Below are 20,141 nucleotides of genomic sequence, written 5' to 3'. Positions count from 1 at the left end.
CCTGGAAATAAAGCACCCGTTAGCGTGCGTACGCATCGCCAGTGCGCCGATCTCCAGATAAAGGCTCGGCCGACAGGCGACGCTCGTCGCCCAAGTCGAGGCAGGCATCCAACAGGCTTGACAAGCGCCCCCGGCGGCGGCAAGATTCGCGGCCTTATTTGTTTGCATCCCCCCAAAGTTTCGAGGAGTTCGACGGTGGCCAACAGCCCTTCCGCCAAAAAACGCGCAAAACAGGCTGAGAAGCGTCGCAGCCACAATGCCAGCCTGCGCTCCATGGTTCGCACCTACATCAAGAACGTAGTCAAGGCGCTCGACGCCAAAGACCTGGAAAAATCCCAGGCTGCCTACACCTTGGCTGTACCGGTAATCGACCGCATGGCCGACAAAGGCATCATCCACAAGAACAAGGCAGCTCGTCACAAGAGCCGTCTGAACGCTCACATCAAGGCACTCGGCGAAGCCGCTGCAGCCTGAGCGTGATGTTCTTGAAAAAACCGGCCACTGGCCGGTTTTTTTATGCCCGTGCACATAGCCCTTGCGAGCAGAGCGAAGACAGGCGCTGCACCTGAACGAGCGCCCTGTCGCTCGAGGCATCCCGGGATGGATCGCGACGCGGGCAGCTCGCACCCAACGAGCTCACGCCAAGACTAATCGACTCACTTCCAGGGAAGAATCGGAATGGCGGTCACCGCATTCTGCGGACTGCCCTCGATGATGCGGTCGCTGTAAACCAGATAGACCAGCGTGTTGCGCCTCTCGTCGAAGAAACGCACCACCTGCATGCTCTTGAACACCAGCGAGGTGCGCTCCTTGAACACCTCCTCGCCATCCTTGAGCTCGCCCTTGAAGCGGATGGCGCCGACCTGACGACAGGCAATGGAGGCCTCCGCACGGTCTTCGGCCAGGCCCAGCCCACCTTTCACACCGCCGGTCTTGGCCCGCGACAGGTAGCAGGTCACGCCCTCTACCTTCGGATCGTCGAAGGCCTCAACGACGATCTTGTCGTTGGGGCCGACCCACTTGAAGACGGTAGCGACTTCGCCGATCTGCTCGGCCGCCGCCAGGGCGGGAACTGCCAAGAACACAGCAAGCCACAGGCACTTCATTCGGCACTCCTCAGCAGAATCAGATTGTCGCGATGCACCAGTTCGGGCTCATTCACGTAACCGAGCAGCGACTCGATGGCGTCGGACGAGCGACCGAGTATCTTCTGCGCCTCGATCGCACTGTAGTTGACCAGGCCACGAGCCACTTCGCGCCCCTCGAGATCGACGCAGACCACCATCTCGCCCCGGCGAAAGCTGCCCTGGATCGCCTTCACGCCCACCGAAAGCAGGCTCTTGTGATCCTGGCGCAGCGCCTTGACCGCACCGGCGTCCAGCACCAGCGTGCCACGGGTCTGCAGCTGGCCGGCCAGCCACTGCTTGCGCGCCGCCAGCGGATCACGCTCGGGCGCCAGCAGCGTACCGAGCAGCTCCCCCGCCTTGAGGCGCGCCAGAACCTGCTCGATGCGCCCACCGACGATGACGGTGTAGGCACCCGAACGCGCCGCCAGACGCGCCGCGCGCAGCTTGGTCTGCATGCCGCCACGCCCCAAGGCGCCGCCGGTGCCGCCCGCGACGGCATCCAGCGCCGGATCGTCGGCACGGGCTTCGGAAATCAGTACGGCACCGGGGTTCAGACGGGGATCGGCATCGAACATGCCGTCGCGGTCGGTGAGGATCACCAGCAGATCGGCCTCGACCAGGTTGGCGACCAGCGCCGCCAGCGTGTCGTTGTCGCCAAAACGGATTTCGTCGGTGACCACCGTGTCGTTCTCGTTGATCACCGGGATCACGTCGACGTCGACCAGAGTGCGCAGGGTACTGCGCGCGTTCAGGTAACGCTTGCGGTCGGACAGATCGTCATGCGTCAGCAGGATCTGCGCGGTCTGCCGCTCGTGCTCGGCGAAGCTCGATTCCCAGGCGCGGATCAGGCTCATCTGCCCGACCGCGGCCGCCGCCTGCAGCTCGTTCATGGCCTTGGGACGAGCCGTCCAGCCGAGACGACTCATGCCCGCCGCCACCGCGCCGGACGACACCAGCACCAGCTCCACGCCCGCCGCCCGCAGCGCAACCATCTGCTCGACCCACACCGCCATGGCCGCGCGATCCAGTCCACGCCCGTCGGCGGTCAGCAGCGCGCTGCCGATCTTCACCACCCAGCGCTGCGCGCCGGTCACCTTGTCCCGCATGATTCCATCCCAGTCCAGATGCACACAGCGGAAAGGACCGGCCATCCCGCTCCCGAGAAACCTCAGCGCACGTAGAAGATTTCCGGCCCGTCGCCGTCATCCTCGTCATCGTCGAAGTCGTCTTCGTCCTCGACGGTGTCGGCGCTCTTAAGCCCGGCGCGGCGCAGGGCGCGCTGGTCGTCCAGCGCCTGCAGACGGGCGCGCGCCTCATCCTCGATACGCTGATCGAGCTCGGCCAGCGCCTCGGCGTACTCCGGCTCCTCGGCCAGGCGCATGGTGCGCTCGTCGAGGTAACGCATGATGTCCTGGCTGAGCGCCTCGGTACCTTCGCGCTCCAGCGCGGAAATCACGTACACCGGGCCTTTCCAGTCAAGCCGCTCGACCACCGCCTTGACGCGCGCCTCGTGCTCCTCCTCAAGGATCTGGTCAGCCTTGTTCAGCACCAGCCAGCGGTCGCGCTCGGCCAGCGACGGGCTGAACTTCTCCAGCTCGTGGACGATCACCGCGGCCGCCTCGGCCGGATCGCTCTCGTCCAGCGGCGCCATGTCCACCAGATGCAGCAGCAGGCGCGTGCGCGCCAGGTGCTTGAGGAAGCGGATACCCAGACCGGCACCCTCGGCGGCACCCTCGATCAGGCCGGGGATGTCGGCGATGACGAAGCTCTTGTAGCGACCGACGCTGACCACGCCCAGGTTCGGCACCAGCGTGGTGAAGGGGTAGTCCGCCACCTTCGGCTTGGCCGCCGACACCGAGCGGATGAAGGTGCTCTTGCCGGCATTCGGCAGGCCGAGCAGCCCGACATCGGCAAGCACCTTCAGCTCCAGCTTGAGATCGCGCATCTCGCCCGGCTTGCCCGGCGAGGTCTGCCGCGGCGCCCGGTTGGTGCTCGACTTGAAGCGGGTGTTGCCCAGGCCGTGCCAGCCGCCCTGCGCCACCAGCAGCCGCTGGCCGGGCTTGGTCAGGTCGCCGATGATTTCCTGGGTATTGGCATCGATGACCGTGGTGCCCACCGGGACCGGCAGCACCAGATCGTCACCCTTGTGCCCGGTGCAGTCCTTGCTGCCACCGTTCTCACCGCGCTGCGCGTCGAAGCGACGGGTATAGCGGTAGTCGACCAGGGTGTTGAGGTTCTCGTCGGCCTCCATATAGATGGAGCCTCCGTCACCACCATCGCCGCCGTTGGGGCCACCCTTCTCGATGAATTTTTCGCGGCGGAAGCTCATCAAGCCATTGCCGCCATCACCTGCTTTTACAACGATCGATACTTCATCGACGAATTTCATGGAACGCCTCCCGCCCTCGGGCGGGCTGAAAAAAACGATAGGATACAGAAACGAAAAAGCCCCGTCGCAAGACAGGGCTTCTTCAGCAACGCCGCGATCAGGCCGCGACGACGCTCACGTAGCGACGGCCGAACTCGCCCTTCACTTCGAACTTGACCACGCCGGCCACTTTCGCGAACAGGGTGTGATCCTTGCCCATGCCAACGCCATAACCGGCGTGGAACTGGGTACCGCGCTGACGCACGATGATGTTACCGGCCTTGATGACCTGACCGCCGAACAGCTTAACGCCAAGGCGTTTGCTTTCTGAGTCGCGACCGTTGCGGGTAGAACCGCCAGCTTTTTTGTGTGCCATGAGTCATAGCCTCCTAAAAGGGATCAGGCCTGAATGCCAGTGATCTTGATTTCGGTGAACCACTGACGGTGGCCCTGACGTTTCATGTGGTGCTTACGACGACGGAACTTGATGATGCGGATCTTATCGTGACGGCCTTGAGAGACCACTTCAGCGACGACCTTGGCACCGTCGACTACCGGCGCACCGATGGTGACGTCGTCACCATTGCCGACCAGCAGAACGCGATCGAAAGTCACGGATTCGCCAGTGGCGATCTCCAGCTTCTCGACCTTGAGGAATTCACCTTCGGCGACTTTGTATTGCTTGCCACCGGTAACGATTACAGCGTACATGGAATATCTCCGTTGATCCTGCTCACCCAGCGCTTTGTAGGAAGAGTTGGCGGCTGGCATGGCTGCCTGGGGCCGGATAGACACCAGGCAATTGCGTAAGGCAGGGAAATGCCCAGGGAAGTTCGGGGTGCGCGATTGTACGCAAGCCAGGTTGTACGCGCAAGCACCGTCCGGCCTCGCCTTGACAGTGCCGGACCCGGCCCCTAGCATGCCGCGCAATCCATAGGAGTACGACTCGCCAATGCAACCCCAGGCCTTCTATAACGTGGTGGCGGACGATTTTACCGCTGTCGACGGAATCATCCGTAAACAGCTCAGCTCCCGCGTCCCCCTGGTGGAAAAGATCGGCGACTACATCATCTCCGCGGGCGGCAAACGCATGCGCCCCCTGCTGGTGCTGCTCTCCGGCAAGGCCCTCGGCCTGGAAGGCGACTCGCTGCGCCTGCTGGCAGCCACCATCGAATTCCTGCACACCTCGACCCTGCTGCACGATGACGTCGTCGACATGTCCGGCATGCGCCGCGGCCGCTCGACCGCCAACGCCATGTGGGGCAACGCGCCCAGCGTGCTGGTCGGCGACTTTCTTTATGCACGCTCCTTCGAAATGATGGTGGAGCTGGGCTCGATGCAGGTCATGCGCATCATCTCCCAGGCGACCCGCGTGATCGCCGAAGGCGAAGTGCTGCAGCTCTCGAAGATTCGCGACGCGAGCACCACCGAAGAGACCTACATGGAAGTCATCCGCGGCAAGACCGCGATGCTCTTCGAGGCCTCGACCCACAGCGCCGCCGCCCTGGCCGAAGCGAGCCCCGAGCAGAGCGAAGCCCTGCAGACGTTTGGCGATCATCTGGGAATCGCCTTCCAGCTGGTCGACGACCTGCTCGACTACAAGGGCGACGCCGAAACCCTCGGCAAGAACGTCGGCGACGACCTCGCCGAAGGCAAGCCGACACTGCCACTGATCTACACCCTGCGCGAAGGTACCGCCGAGCAGGCCGCCCTGGTGCGCCATGCGATCCAGAAAGGCGGCATCGAAGACCTCGACAGCATCCGCGAGGCCGTCGAGGCCTCCGGCGCCCTCGACTACACCGCCCGCCTCGCCCGCGAACACGCGGATCGCGCCATCGCCTGCCTGGAAGCGCTGCCCGCCAGCGTCTATCGCGATGCACTGGTCGAACTGACCCGCTTCGCCGTCGCCCGCACGCACTGAATCCAACCGCTCATCACACCGCGCCCGCGAGCGCGCGCCTGCAAAGGGTTTGATGCGCATGAATGGCGGATTGTGAAATAGACGCTTGCTATTCCTGTAATAAGAATTATTCTCATCTCTAACCACTCACCGGAGATGACCCCATGACCTATCTGATCGATGCCTGGCTGGAACGTCCGCACCCCTACCTGCGCATCCTGCATCGGGAAACCGGGGAAGTCTGTGCGGTACTGGAAGAGGAAGCGCTCGACGAGCTGCGGGATCAGGGCGACCTCGACCTGGCCGGCCTGAATTCCTGCGAACCCATGATCGTCAAGGAGCTGGTGCGAAACCTGTTCCTGTTCTGCTACGCGCGGGCCTTGCGCCCCAATAGCGAACTGAACTGCGCCAGCTGCGGCAAGCGCCAATGCCGGGAATCCGAAGGTGCTCTGCTCAGCCGCCTGCCTGCCTGAGCGATGACCGTCGGCGGACGGTCATCGGCGGATTCGACTCAGAGGATGTCGAGCAGCTCGACGTCGAACACCAGCACACTGTGCGGCGGAATGCTGCCCGCCGCCTGCCCGCCGTAGGCCAGCTCGCTCGGCACGTGCAGACGCCATTTGCTGCCGGTGCCCATCAGTTGCAGCGCCTCGGTCCAGCCGGCGATCACGCCACCCACCGGAAACTCGGCCGGCTCGCCACGGGCGTAGGAGCTGTCGAACACGCTGCCGTCGATCAGGGTGCCGTGGTAGTGGGTGCGAACGCTGTCTTCACGCGTCGGCTTGGCGCCGTCGCCCGCTGTCAGCACTTCGTACTGCAGCCCGGAAGGCAGCGTAATCACGCCTTCGCGCTTGGCGTTCTCCACAAGATAGGTACGACCCTCGCCAGCGGCGGCGTCGGCCTTCGCCTGGGCCTCGGCCTGCATGCGCTCGCGAATCACCTTGAAGCTGGCAGCCATGGCGGCCTGGTCGACTCGGCTCGGCTGGCCGGCGAAGGCGTCGGTCAGACCGGCGAGCACGGCGTCGATGCTCACGCCGGGCGGCGGGTTGTCACGCAGCTGGTCGCCGAGCTGGCGGCCGATGCCGTAACTGACGCGGGTTTCGTCGCTGTTCAGGTCAACTGTGCTCATCTGCTGTCTCCGTAAAAAAGGCCCGCAGACTACCACACCCGCCACGCGCGCTCAGCCGTCGAGGGCGCGAGCGCTGACCTTCACCTTGAGCGGCGACTCGCTCCGCGGAGCCATGCCGACCATTTCGTCGTAGGCGGAGAACTGCACCAGGTACAGCGGCAGCTCGGGCACCTCGCGCAGCACGAAGCGAGCGTGGTCCAGCGAGCGCAGGTGCGACACGCGCCCCTGATCGTCCTCGAGACGCGCATTGCCGTCGGCGGTGAGTGCCTGCAGGACGTAGAAACCGCCCTCGAGCGAGAGCAGGTTCAGCTCATGGATGTCACCGGCCAAGGCCAGTTGCTGCAGTTGGGCGAGGGTCATCGCGGTCTCCTGGCAGGTGGGACGATAGCCATGAGACCGGAGAAATCAGTGTTTGGTCAGTCGGTCCAGGTAACCCATGGCGAACGCAGACAGGACGAAGGTCATGTGGATCACCACGTACCAGAGCAGCTTATCGTTTTCGATCTTCTGCGCGTCCATGAACACCCGCAGCAGGTGGATCGAGGAAATCGCCACGATCGATGCCGCCACCTTCATCTTCAGCGAGCTGGAATCCATCTTGCCCAGCCAGTCGAGCTTTTCCTTGCCCTCGTCGATGTCGAGTTGCGAGACGAAGTTCTCGTAGCCGGAGATCATCACCATCACGATCAGGCCGCCGACCAGCGCCATATCGATCAGTGAGAGCAGCACCAGGATCAGATCGGATTCGGCCTTCTCGAAGACGTTCGGGAGGATGTGATAGACCTCCTGGAAGAACTTCAGGCACAGCGCCAGCAGGGCGAACGACAGGCCGAAATAGATGGGCGCCAACAGCCAGCGCGTGGCGTACATGGCATTCTCGAAAAAGCGTTCCATGGTGTTCTCAGCTCCGCGAAAAATGCCGCGAGTATACCCAGCGAAGCGCCAGCGGCAAGGCGTGCGGAGCGCCGCCTCGCTTCTCGCCGGGAGCGGTTATCGGGACGAACGAAATCGGCGGAGCGGAAACGGCTTCGCTCGAAAGAGCTCGGGAAAAGATCAGCTTTCCGGCTGGAGCGCGTAGCTACCCGCCTGAGACTGGCGCGGCCGGGTCAACTTGCGCAGCTCGCCCTGCATGTGCAGGCGCCAGATCTGCGGTTCCTCGCAGACGGCGTAGCCCTGCACGGCCAGGCATTCGGCAATGGCATCGAGCACGCCCTCGGCGACGAAGGGACCGTGGAACGGCCCCTGTACCTTGATGGCGGAAGGTTGTGCGCCGGACACGCCGGCGGCGCAAAGAAGCGTCCAAAGCCCGTTGTCGCCGTTGAGGGGACGGATCACGCATTCGATGCGGGTCGTCATCCCCAGGCATTCCCGGGTGAGGCAGAGGGTGCGCGACATGGCGGCGTTCCTCGCTGGGTCCTTGGTTCTGCCACACACCGCGAGCGGTGAACACATGGCGCAGAAGCGGCCCGCCGGATTATCCGCGCGGCCCTGACGGCACGGCGACGGACAGCTCCGTCGCCGCTTCATCCTGTGACCAGCAATTGCGCCGAGCATTCCCAAGACAGCCGAACGTCGATCAGCCTTGCGTCGGTTTGTCCTTCTCCGCGGCGTCCTTGCTGTCGTCTTCCATGCCCATCTCGGCGATTTCCCGCAGCCGCTGGACTACGCGCGCATTGACGCTGCCGGTCGGGAAGCGCCCTTGCTCGTCCGGCGAGCCGGCCGGCTCGCCGAGCAGCAGGCTCAGCGCCTCGTCCACGTGGCGCACCGCGTAGACGTTGAACTGGCCGGAGCGCACGGCCTGCAGCACGCGCTCGTCGAGCATCAGGGTGGCGATGTTGGCGTAGGGAATGATCGCGCCCTGCTCGCCGGTCAGCCCGCGCGCTTCGCAGAGGCGGAAGAAGCCCTCGATCTTCTCGTTGACCCCGCCGACCGCCTGCACCTCGCCGAACTGGTTGATCGACCCGGTGATGGCGAAGCACTGCTTGAGCGGAGTCCTCGAGAGCGCGGATATCAGCGTGCAGACCTCGCCGAGCGAAGCGCTGTCGCCGTCAACATAGCCGTAGGACTGTTCCAGGGCGATGCTGGCGGAGATTTCCAGGGGAAATTCCTGGGCGTAGCGGCTGCCCAGGTAGCCGGTGAGGATCATCACGCCCTTGGAGTGGATCGGCTGGCCGAGGTTGACCTCGCGCTCGATGTCGACGATGCCGCTGCCGCCCGGGTAGACCGTGGCGGAGATCCGCGCCGGCACGCCGAATGCCGAATCGCCGACCTCCAGCACCGTGAGCCCGTTGCACTTGCCGATGGCCGCGCCTTCGGTATCGATGAGGATGATCCCGGCGAGCATGTCGTCGAGAATCCGCGCCGAGACCCGCCCGGTGCGCGTCGCCTTGGCGCGCAGCGCGCGCTCGATGTGGCCGGCGTCGGTGGTCGCCTCACCGGCCAGTTGACGGATGAAGTCGGCCTCGCTGACCAGCTGGAACAGGTCGCCGATCTTCGCCGAGAGCCGACCCTGGTGCTCGGCGAGGCGCGCGCTGTAGGTCGCCAGGCGCGCGACGGCGGCAGCGGTCAGCGGCGCGAGACCTTCTTCCGAGGTGCGCGTCTTGAGCAACTGGGCGAACTGCTCGAGGCTCTCGTCGGCGAGCATGATGTCCTCGTCGAAGTCGACCAGCACGCGGAACATCTCCTGGAAGTCCGGATCGACGTCCTGCAGCGTGTAGTAGAGCTGGCGCGAACCGATGATGATCACCTTGAGCTGCAGCGGGATCACCTGCGGCGCCAGGGTCACCGTGGCCAGCCGGCCAAGCTCGGCCAGAGGCGATTCCATCTTCAGCTGGCGCGAATGCATGGCGCGCTTGAGCGCCTCCCAGACGAAGGGCTCGCTGAGCATCTTTTCCGCTTCCAGCACCAGGAAGCCGCCGTTGGCGCGGTGCAGCGCGCCCGGGCGCAACTGGCGGTAGCTGGTGTAGAGCGCGCCCTGATCGGTGCCGTACTCGATGCGGCCGAACAGGTTGTCGTAGGTCGGATGCGGCTCGAACACCACCGGGGCGCCGCCGTTGGCGTGGTGCGCCACCACCAGGCTGGGGCTGTACTGGTCTTCCAGGCCCTGGCGGCGCTGCGCGTCGGTACGGTTGTCGTCGATCAGTTGATCGACCACGGTCTTCAGCAGATCGACCTGCATCGCCTGCAGATAGGCGCAGACACCGGCGTTCTCGGCGTACTTCTCCGACAGCGGCGCAAGCACCGGCTGCAGCGCCAGGGTGATGGTTTCCTCATTGAGCTGGCGCAGCTGGTTGCTCGACTCGCGCTTCCACTGCGGCAGGCTGGCGAGCTCCTCGTTGAGGCGCTCCTCCAGCTCGGAGATGTCCTGGTGATAGCGCTCGCGCTCGGCTTCCGGCAACTGGGCGAACTCGGCCTCGTCCAGTGCCTTGCCATCCTTCATCGGGGTGAAGGCGATGTTGGTGTTGTCGCGGTAGAGGGCGATGTCCTTCTCCAGCGACAGCCGCTCGATGACGTCCAGGGCGCGGTCGTAGCGCTGGTTGAAGGCGCGGTCGATGGCGCTCTTCTTCTGCTGGTAGGCGGGGTGCTCGAAGACCGCGGGAAAGGTCGCCAGCAGGTTGTCGATCAAGTGGTCGAGGTCGCCGATGAAGGCGTCCGCACTGCCTGGCGGCAGCTGCAGCACGCGCGGCTCGCGCGGTTCGTCGAAATGGTTGACGTACACCCAATCGGCCGGCGTTTCCAGGCGCTTGGCCTCGGCCTTCAGGTAGCGCTGGACGAAGGAAAAGCGACCGGTGCCGGGTTCGCCCATGACGAACACGTTGTAGCCGGCACGCGGCATGGCGACGCCGAACTGCAGTGCTTCGACGGCACGTTCCTGCCCGAGCACGCCGCGGAACGGCTCCAGGTCATCGGTGGTGGTGAAGTTGAACTGATCGGGAGCGAACGGACGGGTTAGCGCATCGGGCGCGAGACGCAGCACGGCAGCGAAGGGCTGGGGCATCGGGAATCCTTTTCGAGCGGCGCGCGCCGCGGGGAATGACGCCCGCATTCTGGCGCTGGGCGGACGACACTGGCAAGCGCCCGCCCGGCCGGCGCGCGTCATCCACCGGATAGTTGCCGTCGCACGGAACCGCAGCGCTCGGCTAACCTCAAAAGCGTGCGCCTCCGTCGGATTTCCGACGGTTCCGCCGTGTTGCCCGAGGGTGATCGCCTTCCCGTCGTAGCGATCGTCGTGCAGCTCAACCCGGTTCCATCCTTCCGATACGGTAGAGAAATAATCATGAATAAAATTCTGCTCGGTAGTCTGCTCGCTGCGGTTTCCTTCAACGCCCTGGCCGAAGCGCCCGGCGGCCCGAATTGCGGCTGGGGCAACATGCTCTTCGAAGGCCAGCGCGGCACGCCTTCGCACATCGTCGCCTCGATCACCAACGGCACCTCCGGCAACGCCACCTTCGGCATGACCTCCGGCACCAACGGCTGCTCCACCGACGGCAAGCTGACCTACGGCGGCAAGTCGCTGATCGCCCTGAGCGGCATGCTCGACGAAGTCTCCGAGGACATGGCCAAGGGCGAAGGCGAGGCGCTGACCAGCTACGCCGTCGTGCTCGGCATCAAGCCGGAGGATCGCGCCTACTTCTCCAGTGTCACCCACGAGCACTTCAACCAGATCTTCAGCAACGCCAATGCCACCGCGGCGGATGTCCACGCGGCCACACTGGAAGTCATGAAGAACGACCCGCGCCTGTCCAAGTACGTGGTCGAACAGGCCTGACGCCTGATGCTTGCCCCGCCCGCCCCTTCGGGCGGGCGCCTCTTTCCAGACAGGAAGTCGGATGCGTAAAGCCCTGCTGTCGAGCCTGCTGCTGTGCGTCTGCGCACCCTTCGCCCTCGCCGCTCCCCGGATAGCCCCCGAACGCCTGGCCGAACTGGCATCGGACGACTACTGGCTGGCCCTCGGTCATTACGAACGCAAGACGCTCGGCGGCTGGCGCAGCTACGTCGACGACGAAAAGTTCTTCCTCTCCGCCCAGGGCGAGCACGATCCCCAGGCCGAGCTGCGCGCCACCCTGGACGCGCTCTACGAACCAACCTCCAGCGGCGACCGGCACGCCCAGTGCCGCTACCCGGCGCGCACCCGCTGGCTGCGCGAGAAGCTGCAACTGACCGACCTGCCGCAGCCGAGCTGCGACGAATTCCGCACCTGGTACGCCGACGTCGCGCCGCATAGCGCGGTGCTGGTGTTTCCGGCCGCCTACCTGAACAGCCCGTCGTCGATGTTCGGCCACACGCTGCTGCGCATCGATCCCGAAGGCGTCGATGACCAGGGCAGCCCGCTGCTCAGCTACGCGCTCAACTTCGGCGCGATGATCGAGGGGATGGACAACAGCATCCTCTACGCCTGGAAAGGCCTCGCCGGCGGCTATCCGGGCCTGTTCTCCCTGGTGCCCTACCGGGAGAAGCTCAGCGAGTACAACCGCCTGGAAAACCGCGACCTCTGGGAGTACCGGCTGAACCTGACGCCGCAGGAAACCGCGCGGATGATCGAGCACGTCTGGGAGCTCAACCAGATCCGCTTCGACTACTACTTCTTCGACGAGAACTGCTCCTACCGCCTGCTCGAACTGCTGCAGGTGGCGCGCCCCGGGCTGCAACTGACCAATCAGTTCCCGCTCACCGCGATCCCCACCGACACCGTGCGCGCGGTCAAGGAGGCCGGCCTGGTCGAGCGCATCGACTACCGCCCTTCGCGGGAAAAGGAACTGCTGGCGCGCGCCGAACCGCTGTCGGACGATGAGCGGGAATGGGCGCTGCGCCTGGCCGACGACGAGAAACGCCTCGACGATCTGCAGTTCGCCGCCCTGCCCGTCGAGCGCCGGGCGCTGGTCCAGGACGCCGCGTATCGCCTGGTCCGCTACCGCGCCACCGGCGAGGAGCGCGACAACGTGGGCGCCGCGCGCAGTTACGCGCTGCTCAGGGCGATCAACCGCACGCCACCGCCGGCGCTGACGGTCGAACGGCCGGGGCTTCCGGAAACCGGGCACGAATCGCGCACCTGGCAGCTCGGCGCCGGCAGCCGCGATGGCGAGGCCTTCGCCGAGTACGGCCTGCGCATGGCCTATCACGACCTGAACGACAACGGCGCCGGCTTCCCGATCGGCGCACAGATCGAAATCCTCGACCTGCGCGTGCGCCAGTACGAGGACGAGCACTGGCAACTGCAGCGCCTGGACCTGGCCAGCATTCGCTCGCTGACACCGCGCAATCGCCTGCTGCAGCCGCTCTCCTGGCAAGTCTCCACCGGCCTGGAGCGGGTCGCCGGACGCGACGGCAAGCAGACCCTGGTGCGCCAGCTGAACGGCGGTGCCGGCGGCAGCTGGGCGCTGGGCGACGACCTGCTCGGCTTCGCCCTGGCGACCACGCGACTGGAGAACAACCCGGACTTCGCCGGCTTCATCGCCCCCGCACTGGGCTTCGACACCGGGTTGCTATGGCGCAACGCGCTGGGCAACCTGAGCCTGGAGGCGCGCGGCGACTATTTTCACAACGGCGAGGTCCGCCGTGCGCTGTCGCTCAACCAGCAGTGGGAGCTGTCGCGCAACCTAGGCCTGCGCCTCACCGCGCAGCGCGACTTCAGCCACTTCGACCAACCACGCAACGAACTGATGCTGGAGCTGCGCTGGTACCACTACTGATCATGACGAACGCCTCACGGGTTCTTGACGAATTTCTCACCCCCGCGCGCCGACAATGCCTCTGCCCGTCGCCCTTCTTCGACGGTGCCGGAGGCCATCGTGCGTCACGCTCTACTCCTCGCCCTGCTGCTCCTCGCGGGCTGCCAGACCACCCATGAGCAACTGCTCGCCGCCGGCTATCCACCGGCCTTCGCCGACGGTTTCCAGGACGGTTGCGGCAGCGGCCGACAGGCAGCCGGGGCGATCAGCGGCGAATTCCGCAAGGATGTGCCGCGCTTTCTCGCCGATGCCACCTACGCCACCGGCTGGTCCGACGGTTTCAACCAATGCCAGGCGCAGCGGATCAGCGAGGACCGCCAGGATGCGCTCGAGCGCATCGGCAGCGACCGCGATCGCGCGTGGCGCCAGCACGAGAGCCAGGCCATGGCCAAGGCGCTGAGCCACAACTGAGACAGGACCAACGGACCGCCGACGCGCTGTAAATCTGGCAGCATGTCGGCATTCGCCGTTTCAGGGACCCGCCATGAACCACGCCAACGCCGTCACGTTTTCCACGCCCTTCATCCGCGCGCGTCGGACGACCCGCGCATGATCGTGATCGTCATGGGCGTTTCCGGCAGCGGCAAGACCACCATCGGAGCGCAACTGGCAGCGCGCCTGCGCTGCGGGTTCTCCGATGCCGACGAATTCCACAGCGACGCCAACAAGGCGAAGATGGCCCGCGGCGTGCCCCTGGACGAGGACGACCGCCGTCCGTGGCTGGCCAGCCTGCGGGCGGCGATCGATGAGAAGAAAGGCCAGGCGCGCGACTGGGTGTTCGCCTGTTCCGCGCTCAAGCACGCCTACCGCGATGCGCTCGGCGGCGACGATCCCGCGGTGCGCTGGGTGTTCCTCGACGGTTCGGAGGCGTTGCTGGCCAAGCGGCTGGCCGGTCGCGGAGGGCATTTCTTCGATCCGCGCCTGCTGCGCAGTCAGTTGCAGACGCTGGAGAAACCACAGGAAGGCGAGGCGCTGCTGGTGGACATCGACGCGTCGCCCGAGCAGATCGTCGCGGACATCCTGCAGCGGCTCAACCGCGACACGGAAGGCGACGCTCAGGCCTGACTAGGCGTCGACCTCGACGCGATTGCGCCCGCTGCGCTTGGCGGAAAGCAGGGCGACGTCGGCGCGGTTGATGGTGCTGGAGTAGTTCTCGTCGGCATGCAGCGCGGCGACACCGACGCTCACCGTCACCGACAGCAGGTCGTTGTTCACCCGCACCGCCAGGGTGCCGATGCTGGCACGCACCCGTTCCATCACCTGGGCAGCGGTGGTCACGTCGGTCTCCGGCATCAGGATCAGGAATTCCTCGCCGCCCCAGCGGCCGCAGAGGTCCTGTTCGCGCACTTCGGCTTCCATGACGCGGGCGATCTCGATCAGCACGCGGTCGCCGATCTCGTGGCCGAAATCGTCGTTGATCGCCTTGAAGCGGTCGATGTCGAGCATCACTACGCTCAGCGGACGCTCGTAGCGTTTGGCGCGATCGGCTTCGTCGCGCAGGCGCTCCATCAGCAGCCGGCGGTTGCCGATGCCGGTCAATGCGTCATGGGTGGAGGCTTCCTTCAGCGCGATGTTCAGGTCGCGCATCATCTGCTGGTAGCGGTCGGAAATGCGCGCAACCTTCTCCAGTTGGCGCAACTGCTTGTCGAAGCGCGCGGAAAGGCTCAGCTCGCGCTCGCGAGCGATGCTCTGGTAGCCGTCCGAAACCCGGGTGATCCGCTCGATGCGCACCAGCAGATCGTTGTGCGACTCCCACAGCAGGTTCAGGGCATCGCGCAACGCGTGGTCCTTGTGCTGCGGGTCGGCGAGCAACTTTTCGATCATTTCCTCGAGCGCGCTTTGTCCACGCATAGGATGAACCCTGCTTAGTCGTGACTGAGGATCGCGAAGGGGAAGCTGCAGTCTTCCTTGAACTCTTCGGCAAGCTCGACCACGCGCTCGTTGCGACGGTCGTAATGCCAGTTCACCGCGACCTGCTTGCCCTCGCCATGCGCCGCCTCGAGCAGGTCGAAGATGTCCATCATCGCCTTGATGCTGCTGGTGTTGAGGTACAGCAGGCGCAGCTCCAGGGTCAACGGGCGACCGGCTTCGGCGAGGAAGCGCTCGATCCACTCGAACACCTGGCGGAACAGTTCGTAGGAATTCTCCGGGTAGGAGTCGCCCTGCATGGACAGGATGCCCTTGTCCCAGTCGGACTGGATGGAAGGGGAAGACTGGCTGCCCGGGATGGAAAAATTAGTCATTTGGCGGAGTGCTCTTAATGTCAGATAACGGCGCTCAAGCTGATGAAAGCACGGCCACCGGCGACATCCCGCAGGCTGGCCTGCAGGGGTTCGCTGGATTTTCGGGCAATGTCGATCAGCCCGAGGCCGGCACCGGATACCACGTTCTCGTCGCGCGGACGGCGCAACTGTTCCTTGTACATCGCCTTGAGCTGGCTCTTGTCCATCTCGGCCAACACCTTTACTGCGCTCATCAGGCTCTCGCCGTCGGACGATTCGATCAGGTTGCCCGCGGACACCACGTAGCGGCCCGCGTCATTGCGCGCCACCACCACGGTGGCACCGGCCTCCTGATCGGACCAGTTCTTCACCTTGGTGTAATGACGGATGTTCTGCGTCATCTCGATGTACACCGCGAACACGTCCATCGCGGAGGACGGGTGCGCGTGATCGGCGGTCAGGTAATTGCGCAAAGCATTACCGATTTCCTCGATCAGGCTGCGCGAGATGGGACCGTTGAAGCAGAGCATTATCTGCTGGCGGTTGTAGCTCTCGCGCATGGCAAAAAGGTCAAGGGATTCCATTTGGCAAGCTCCGGGTTGGACAACGCTCTCAATCGAAACGGAAACACAGCATCGTAATGTCGTCACGCTGGGGGTAGTCGCCCTGGTACTCGGCGAGGGTCGCACTGAAAGCGGCGCCCTGTTCGGCCAAAGGAAGACGCGCATGGCGGCGAATCATCTCGGCAAAGCGGCTGTTGCCGAAGCCATAGCCTAACTCACCACCGGCCTGATCGAGAAAACCATCGGTGGTCAGGTAGAAGGTGCGCCCGCTCTGCAGGGCGATCCGCGCATTGGTGTATTCGCCGACGCGCTTGTCGCCGATCGCGCGGCGCGCCGCCGGCAGCTCCTCCAGCGTCTCGCCGTCACTGTAGTAAAGGGCGATCTTGGCGCCGGAGAAGGTCACCTCGCGGGTCTGGAAATCCACGTAGGCGAGGCCGACGTCCATGTTGGTCGCCAGAGCCGGCTGCTCGACATCGTCACGCAGCATGCTGCGCACAATGCGGTCGGTGCGGGCCAGCACCACGGCAGGATCGGCAAGGCCGACATCGGCGATTGCCTGGTCGATGGCGGCGTGCGCGAGCATGGTCATCAGCGCGCCGGGAACGCCATGTCCGGCGCAGTCGACCACGCCGAAGAGGCAACCGCCATCGCCGGCGCGGTAGACGTAGAAATCGCCACCGACCACGTCACGCGGACGCCAGAGCACGGCGTGACGCTCGCCGAGCGCGGTGACCAACTGCCGCTTGGGCAGGATCGCGTGCTGGATCAGACTCGCGTAGTCGATGGAGTCGTCGATCTTCTTATGCGCGGCGGCCATCTCGCGGTTGGCCTGTTCCAGCGCCCGGGTACGCTCGCGCACGCGGCTTTCCAGCTCGCTGGTGTGGCTGCGGACCTTCTGCGCCATCACGCCGAAGGCCGCGCTCAGCTCGCCGATCTCGTCATCGCGATCGACCGGCAGCGGCGCGTCGTACTGTCCCGCGGCCATCGCCTGAGCGCTGTGGCGCAGCAGGCGCAGCGGCTTGAGCACGCGCTTCTCCACCAGCCAGGCGACGCCACCGATCAGCAGCAGCATGATGATGACGAAGGCGATCAGGGCCGGCACCAGTGAATCCAGCTCGATGACCTGCGCCACGCCCAGGTCGATGGCGCTGGCCACGTACCAGTCCAGCTCCGGAATCCAGGCCAGCGCCAGCAGCTGGGTGCGGCCGTCCATGCTCACCCAGAGGGTTTCGACGCTGCCCGGTTTGCTCTTCGCGTCGGCCAGCGCGCCGCGCACCGCAGCGGAATCGTCGATGTTGTCGAGCTGGCCATAGATGCTGGTGGCCACCGAGCGGCCGGTCGCTCCGTCGGCGTTCTCGGCGACCAGGCTCTCATCCGGGTGCACCAGGATCGACGCCTGCCCGTCCAGCACCATGGACAGCACGCCAGCGGTGTTGGCGGTGACGAAGTCGTCGAGGAACGAGGACAGGCTGATACCCGAACCGAGTACACCGATGCGCCGGTCGCCGTCGCTGACCGGGATGTTGAACCACACCTTGAGGTCGCGGGACTCCAGGTTGCGGTCCACGTTGAGCTTGTACGGCGCCGGGTCGTTGAGGCTGCGGAAGAACCAGTCGTCCTTGGCGTCGCCGTTGTTGAGCAGGTAGCGCGGTTGGTCGCTGAAGGGCTTGCTGCTGTCGTTGAAGTAGTAGCCCAGGTGTTCGGCGCCAACCACGAAATAGGTGCCCTCGGCGAACACCTTCTGGTATCCCGCGGCTTCGCGGAAGAACAGCGCGCGTTTCGCGGCATCGTTTTCGTCGAGGAGCCACTGGCGGGTGATTTCCGAATCGGCCAGGCGCATCGCCAGGGCCAGCTCCCGCGATACCGGGGCGGCGATCTTCTCCCGGTTGAGCTGGGCGACGTTGCGCCCATAGGCCTCGCCGTAGCGATTCTGCACGCCCTTGAGGGCCTGCCAGCCGACCAATCCGGCCATTCCCAGGGCCAACAGGCAGGTCAGCAGTAACGCCAGCAACGATTTTCCGCGCAAGCCAAGTGCCGCCATGTGAACTCCATTCAGTGCCGTGGCCGATCCGCGCATGCAGGTCGATGGGATGCGCGCGGGCGATTATCCCGTATAGGCAGCAACCGCCACCAGTGGAAAACGCTGGTGCAAACGAAGACGGAGCCTTTCGGCTCCGTCGTGGCTCGCGGCTACTGCGCCAGCTTCTTGTACTTCACCCGATGCGGCTGGGCGGCCGCGTCGCCGAGGCGTTTCTTGCGATCGGCCTCGTACTCGGTGTAGTTGCCTTCGAAGAAGGTCACGTTGGAGTCGTCTTCGTAGGCCAGGATGTGCGTGGCGATACGGTCAAGGAACCAGCGATCGTGGGAAATCACGATGGCCGCGCCGGGGAAGTCCAGCAGCGCTTCCTCGAGGGCGCGCAAGGTCTCGATGTCGAGGTCGTTGGACGGTTCGTCGAGCAGCAGCACGTTGCCGCCCTGCTTGAGGGTCAGCGCCATGTGCAGCCGCCCGCGCTCACCGCCGGAGAGGTCCTTGACGAACTTCTGCTGGTCGGCGCCCTTGAAGTTGAAGCGACCTACGTAGCCACGCGAAGGCACTTCGTAGCTGCCGACCTTGATCATGTCGAAGCCGTCGGACACCTGCTCCCAGACGGTCTTGTTGCCTTCGAGCATGTCGCGGCTCTGATCGACGCTGGCGATCTGCACGGTGTCGCCGATCTCGATGCTGCCGGAGTCGGGCTGCTCCTTGCCGGTGATCATGCGGAACAGAGTCGACTTGCCCGCGCCGTTGCCGCCGATCACGCCGACGATCGCGCCCTTCGGCACGCTGAAGCTGAGGTTGTCGATCAGCACGCGGTCGCCGTAGCCCTTGGACACGCCGTGGAACTCGATGACCTTGTCGCCTAGGCGCGGACCGGCGGGGATGTAGATTTCGTTGGTTTCGCTGCGCTTCTGGAATTCCTGCGACTGCATTTCCTCGAATCGCTGCAGGCGCGCCTTGGACTTGGCCTGACGCGCCTTGGCGCCCTGGCGCACCCATTCCAGTTCGGCCTTCATCGCTTTCGCGTGGGAGGCCTCCTGCTTGGCTTCCTGGGCCAGGCGGGCGGACTTCGATTCCAGCCAGCCGGAGTAGTTGCCTTCGTAGGGGATGCCATGGCCGCGGTCGAGCTCGAGGATCCAGCCGGCAACGTTGTCGAGGAAGTAGCGATCGTGGGTGATCGCCACCACGGTGCCGGGGAAGTCGTGGAGGAAGTGCTCCAGCCAGGCCACCGAATCGGCATCCAGGTGGTTGGTCGGTTCGTCGAGCAGGAGCATGTCCGGCGCCGACAGCAGCAGACGGCACAGCGCCACGCGGCGCTTCTCGCCACCCGACAGGTGTTCGATGGTGGCGTCCCACGGCGGCAGGCGCAGCGCGTCGGCGGCGACTTCCAGCTGGCGCTCCAGGTTATGCCCGTCGGAGGCCTGCAGGATGGCTTCCAGCTTGGCCTGCTCGGCGGCCAGCGCGTCGAAGTCGGCATCCGGCTCGGCATAGGCGGCGTAGACCTCGTCCAGCCGCGCCTGGGCGTTCTTGATCTCACCCACGGCCTCTTCGACGATGTCACGAACGGTCTTCGTCGGGTCAAGCTGCGGCTCCTGCGGCAGATAACCTACCTTGATGCCGGGCATCGGGCGGGCCTCGCCGTCGATCTCGGTGTCGACGCCGGCCATGATCCGCAGCAGGGTCGACTTGCCCGCGCCGTTGAGGCCAAGCACGCCGATCTTGGCGCCGGGGAAGAAGGACAGCGAGATGTCCTTGAGGATTTCGCGCTTCGGGGGAACGACCTTGCTCACCCGGTGCATGCTGTAAACGTACTGAGCCATGACGGACCTTGGACTGGAAGAGGATTCGATGAGGGCGGGAGCCCTGGGGCGAAGCAGGGAGGCTTCGCCGAGGAACATTTTGCAGGCTGGCCTAACCTAACGATGAAGCCCTTGCCGGACCTTCGATGAAAGCCGCCGAACAGGCGCCAGCGTCACCCCCGCGCGTGCCGGCAAAGCTACCGGAACACGCGGGCGAGGGCAAACCACGCTCGTCGGCCATACTGGCAGTTTGCCTTCTTTCCGGGC

The 20,141-nt window shown here is 65.0% G+C and carries 22 protein-coding genes; 7 read left to right on the top strand and 15 right to left on the bottom strand.

The features are described 5' to 3' along the window. Positions 1–195 precede the first annotated feature (195 nt). Entirely contained in the window at positions 196–474 is a 279-nt protein-coding gene (gene rpsT / locus BLV15_RS07740; protein WP_090226234.1) for a 30S ribosomal protein S20, read from the top strand. Between the two features lie 182 nt (positions 475–656). Here rpsT and BLV15_RS07735 read toward each other — a convergent pair whose 3' ends face one another. The 5 genes from BLV15_RS07735 to rplU all read right to left on the bottom strand — a co-directional run bounded on the left by BLV15_RS07735 (position 657) and on the right by rplU (position 4,206). After that, positions 657–1,106 carry a CreA family protein gene (locus tag BLV15_RS07735; RefSeq protein WP_090226231.1) on the bottom strand — a complete coding sequence of 150 codons (450 nt, stop codon included), beginning with the start codon at positions 1,104–1,106 and terminating at the stop codon, positions 657–659. Beyond that, entirely contained in the window at positions 1,103–2,233 is a 1,131-nt protein-coding gene (gene proB / locus BLV15_RS07730; protein WP_090227406.1) for a glutamate 5-kinase, read from the bottom strand. Before proB ends, BLV15_RS07735 begins: the two co-directional genes overlap by 4 nt. A 62-nt stretch (positions 2,234–2,295) precedes the next feature. Beyond that, entirely contained in the window at positions 2,296–3,516 is a 1,221-nt protein-coding gene (gene cgtA / locus BLV15_RS07725) for an Obg family GTPase CgtA (RefSeq protein ID WP_090226229.1), read from the bottom strand. Between the two features lie 97 nt (positions 3,517–3,613). Beyond that, positions 3,614–3,871, bottom strand: a complete 258-nt coding sequence (gene rpmA, locus BLV15_RS07720) for a 50S ribosomal protein L27 (RefSeq protein ID WP_090226226.1) — start codon at positions 3,869–3,871, stop codon at positions 3,614–3,616. Positions 3,872–3,894: 23 nt separating this feature from the next. Then, positions 3,895–4,206: a 50S ribosomal protein L21 gene (rplU, locus tag BLV15_RS07715; protein WP_090226225.1), complete on the bottom strand. Its 312-nt coding sequence runs from the start codon at positions 4,204–4,206 to the stop codon at positions 3,895–3,897. Between the two features lie 241 nt (positions 4,207–4,447). On the opposite strand from rplU, the gene BLV15_RS07710 reads away from it, so the two are divergent. Both BLV15_RS07710 and BLV15_RS07705 read left to right on the top strand, forming a co-directional pair. Then, entirely contained in the window at positions 4,448–5,416 is a 969-nt protein-coding gene (locus BLV15_RS07710; RefSeq protein WP_090226223.1) for a polyprenyl synthetase family protein, read from the top strand. A gap of 143 nt (positions 5,417–5,559) precedes the next feature. Next, complete coding sequence (locus tag BLV15_RS07705; RefSeq protein ID WP_245728149.1) at positions 5,560–5,868, top strand: PA4570 family protein; 309 nt, start codon at positions 5,560–5,562, stop codon at positions 5,866–5,868. 38 nt (positions 5,869–5,906) lie between these two features. Here the strand turns inward: BLV15_RS07705 and bamJ are convergent, their stop codons facing one another. The 5 genes from bamJ to BLV15_RS07680 all read right to left on the bottom strand — a co-directional run bounded on the left by bamJ (position 5,907) and on the right by BLV15_RS07680 (position 10,521). After that, positions 5,907–6,524 (bottom strand): BamJ family beta-barrel-assembly machinery protein, encoded by a 618-nt coding sequence (bamJ, locus tag BLV15_RS07700; RefSeq protein ID WP_090226220.1) that lies wholly within the window; start codon positions 6,522–6,524, stop codon positions 5,907–5,909. A gap of 51 nt (positions 6,525–6,575) precedes the next feature. After that, the gene (locus tag BLV15_RS07695) at positions 6,576–6,884 is read right to left on the bottom strand and encodes a DUF6482 family protein (RefSeq protein WP_090226218.1); all 309 of its coding nucleotides are present in this window, start codon (positions 6,882–6,884) and stop codon (positions 6,576–6,578) included. A 45-nt stretch (positions 6,885–6,929) separates the two neighbouring features. Further along, positions 6,930–7,418, bottom strand: a complete 489-nt coding sequence (locus BLV15_RS07690; RefSeq protein ID WP_090226216.1) for a TIGR00645 family protein — start codon at positions 7,416–7,418, stop codon at positions 6,930–6,932. A 159-nt stretch (positions 7,419–7,577) separates the two neighbouring features. After that, positions 7,578–7,919, bottom strand: a complete 342-nt coding sequence (locus BLV15_RS07685; protein WP_090226213.1) for a PA4575 family protein — start codon at positions 7,917–7,919, stop codon at positions 7,578–7,580. 181 nt (positions 7,920–8,100) lie between these two features. Continuing rightward, positions 8,101–10,521, bottom strand: a complete 2,421-nt coding sequence (locus tag BLV15_RS07680; protein ID WP_090226211.1) for a Lon protease family protein — start codon at positions 10,519–10,521, stop codon at positions 8,101–8,103. 279 nt (positions 10,522–10,800) lie between these two features. Between BLV15_RS07680 and BLV15_RS07675 the strand changes: the two genes are divergently transcribed. From BLV15_RS07675 to BLV15_RS07660, 4 genes are all read left to right on the top strand, one after another. Continuing rightward, entirely contained in the window at positions 10,801–11,292 is a 492-nt protein-coding gene (locus BLV15_RS07675) for a DUF3015 domain-containing protein (protein ID WP_090226208.1), read from the top strand. A gap of 61 nt (positions 11,293–11,353) precedes the next feature. Further along, complete coding sequence (locus BLV15_RS07670; protein WP_090226206.1) at positions 11,354–13,213, top strand: Lnb N-terminal periplasmic domain-containing protein; 1,860 nt, start codon at positions 11,354–11,356, stop codon at positions 13,211–13,213. Positions 13,214–13,309: 96 nt separating this feature from the next. Then, entirely contained in the window at positions 13,310–13,663 is a 354-nt protein-coding gene (locus BLV15_RS07665; RefSeq protein WP_090227404.1) for a hypothetical protein, read from the top strand. 138 nt (positions 13,664–13,801) lie between these two features. Further along, positions 13,802–14,317 carry a gluconokinase gene (locus tag BLV15_RS07660; protein WP_090226203.1) on the top strand — a complete coding sequence of 172 codons (516 nt, stop codon included), beginning with the start codon at positions 13,802–13,804 and terminating at the stop codon, positions 14,315–14,317. On the opposite strand, the gene siaD is transcribed toward BLV15_RS07660, so the two are convergent. The 5 genes from siaD to ettA all read right to left on the bottom strand — a co-directional run bounded on the left by siaD (position 14,318) and on the right by ettA (position 19,895). Next, positions 14,318–15,103 (bottom strand): biofilm regulation diguanylate cyclase SiaD, encoded by a 786-nt coding sequence (gene siaD / locus BLV15_RS07655; RefSeq protein ID WP_090226201.1) that lies wholly within the window; start codon positions 15,101–15,103, stop codon positions 14,318–14,320. A 14-nt stretch (positions 15,104–15,117) separates the two neighbouring features. Beyond that, complete coding sequence (gene siaC, locus BLV15_RS07650; RefSeq protein WP_090226199.1) at positions 15,118–15,495, bottom strand: biofilm regulation phosphoprotein SiaC; 378 nt, start codon at positions 15,493–15,495, stop codon at positions 15,118–15,120. 20 nt (positions 15,496–15,515) lie between these two features. Then, entirely contained in the window at positions 15,516–16,058 is a 543-nt protein-coding gene (siaB, locus tag BLV15_RS07645) for a biofilm regulation protein kinase SiaB (RefSeq protein WP_090226198.1), read from the bottom strand. A gap of 28 nt (positions 16,059–16,086) precedes the next feature. Continuing rightward, positions 16,087–18,078, bottom strand: coding sequence for a biofilm regulation protein phosphatase SiaA (gene siaA / locus BLV15_RS07640; protein ID WP_090226195.1), 1,992 nt, complete (start codon positions 18,076–18,078; stop codon positions 16,087–16,089). Between the two features lie 149 nt (positions 18,079–18,227). Beyond that, entirely contained in the window at positions 18,228–19,895 is a 1,668-nt protein-coding gene (ettA, locus tag BLV15_RS07635) for an energy-dependent translational throttle protein EttA (protein WP_090226193.1), read from the bottom strand. Positions 19,896–20,141: the final 246 nt, after the last annotated feature.

It is taken from the genome of Pseudomonas kuykendallii, from assembly GCF_900106975.1.
Lineage (GTDB): Bacteria > Pseudomonadota > Gammaproteobacteria > Pseudomonadales > Pseudomonadaceae > Pseudomonas_O > Pseudomonas_O kuykendallii.
Note: the sequence above shows the minus strand (reverse complement) of the source record. Positions and strands in the feature narration are given on the sequence as shown.

Excerpts from the sequence above, each read along its gene's own strand:
- BLV15_RS07735 (WP_090226231.1), bottom strand. The coding sequence starts at position 1,106 with ATGAAGTGCCTGTGGCTTGCTGTGTTCTTGGCAGTTCCCGCCCTGGCG.
- proB (WP_090227406.1), bottom strand. The coding sequence starts at position 2,233 with ATGCGGGACAAGGTGACCGGCGCGCAGCGCTGGGTGGTGAAGATCGGC.
- cgtA (WP_090226229.1), bottom strand. The coding sequence starts at position 3,516 with ATGAAATTCGTCGATGAAGTATCGATCGTTGTAAAAGCAGGTGATGGC.
- rpmA (WP_090226226.1), bottom strand. The coding sequence starts at position 3,871 with ATGGCACACAAAAAAGCTGGCGGTTCTACCCGCAACGGTCGCGACTCA.
- rplU (WP_090226225.1), bottom strand. The coding sequence starts at position 4,206 with ATGTACGCTGTAATCGTTACCGGTGGCAAGCAATACAAAGTCGCCGAA.
- BLV15_RS07710 (WP_090226223.1), top strand. The coding sequence starts at position 4,448 with ATGCAACCCCAGGCCTTCTATAACGTGGTGGCGGACGATTTTACCGCT.
- BLV15_RS07705 (WP_245728149.1), top strand. The coding sequence starts at position 5,560 with ATGACCTATCTGATCGATGCCTGGCTGGAACGTCCGCACCCCTACCTG.
- bamJ (WP_090226220.1), bottom strand. The coding sequence starts at position 6,524 with ATGAGCACAGTTGACCTGAACAGCGACGAAACCCGCGTCAGTTACGGC.
- BLV15_RS07695 (WP_090226218.1), bottom strand. The coding sequence starts at position 6,884 with ATGACCCTCGCCCAACTGCAGCAACTGGCCTTGGCCGGTGACATCCAT.
- BLV15_RS07690 (WP_090226216.1), bottom strand. The coding sequence starts at position 7,418 with ATGGAACGCTTTTTCGAGAATGCCATGTACGCCACGCGCTGGCTGTTG.
- BLV15_RS07685 (WP_090226213.1), bottom strand. The coding sequence starts at position 7,919 with ATGTCGCGCACCCTCTGCCTCACCCGGGAATGCCTGGGGATGACGACC.
- BLV15_RS07680 (WP_090226211.1), bottom strand. The coding sequence starts at position 10,521 with ATGCCCCAGCCCTTCGCTGCCGTGCTGCGTCTCGCGCCCGATGCGCTA.
- BLV15_RS07675 (WP_090226208.1), top strand. The coding sequence starts at position 10,801 with ATGAATAAAATTCTGCTCGGTAGTCTGCTCGCTGCGGTTTCCTTCAAC.
- BLV15_RS07670 (WP_090226206.1), top strand. The coding sequence starts at position 11,354 with ATGCGTAAAGCCCTGCTGTCGAGCCTGCTGCTGTGCGTCTGCGCACCC.
- BLV15_RS07660 (WP_090226203.1), top strand. The coding sequence starts at position 13,802 with ATGATCGTGATCGTCATGGGCGTTTCCGGCAGCGGCAAGACCACCATC.
- siaD (WP_090226201.1), bottom strand. The coding sequence starts at position 15,103 with ATGCGTGGACAAAGCGCGCTCGAGGAAATGATCGAAAAGTTGCTCGCC.
- siaC (WP_090226199.1), bottom strand. The coding sequence starts at position 15,495 with ATGACTAATTTTTCCATCCCGGGCAGCCAGTCTTCCCCTTCCATCCAG.
- siaB (WP_090226198.1), bottom strand. The coding sequence starts at position 16,058 with ATGGAATCCCTTGACCTTTTTGCCATGCGCGAGAGCTACAACCGCCAG.
- siaA (WP_090226195.1), bottom strand. The coding sequence starts at position 18,078 with ATGGCGGCACTTGGCTTGCGCGGAAAATCGTTGCTGGCGTTACTGCTG.
- ettA (WP_090226193.1), bottom strand. The coding sequence starts at position 19,895 with ATGGCTCAGTACGTTTACAGCATGCACCGGGTGAGCAAGGTCGTTCCC.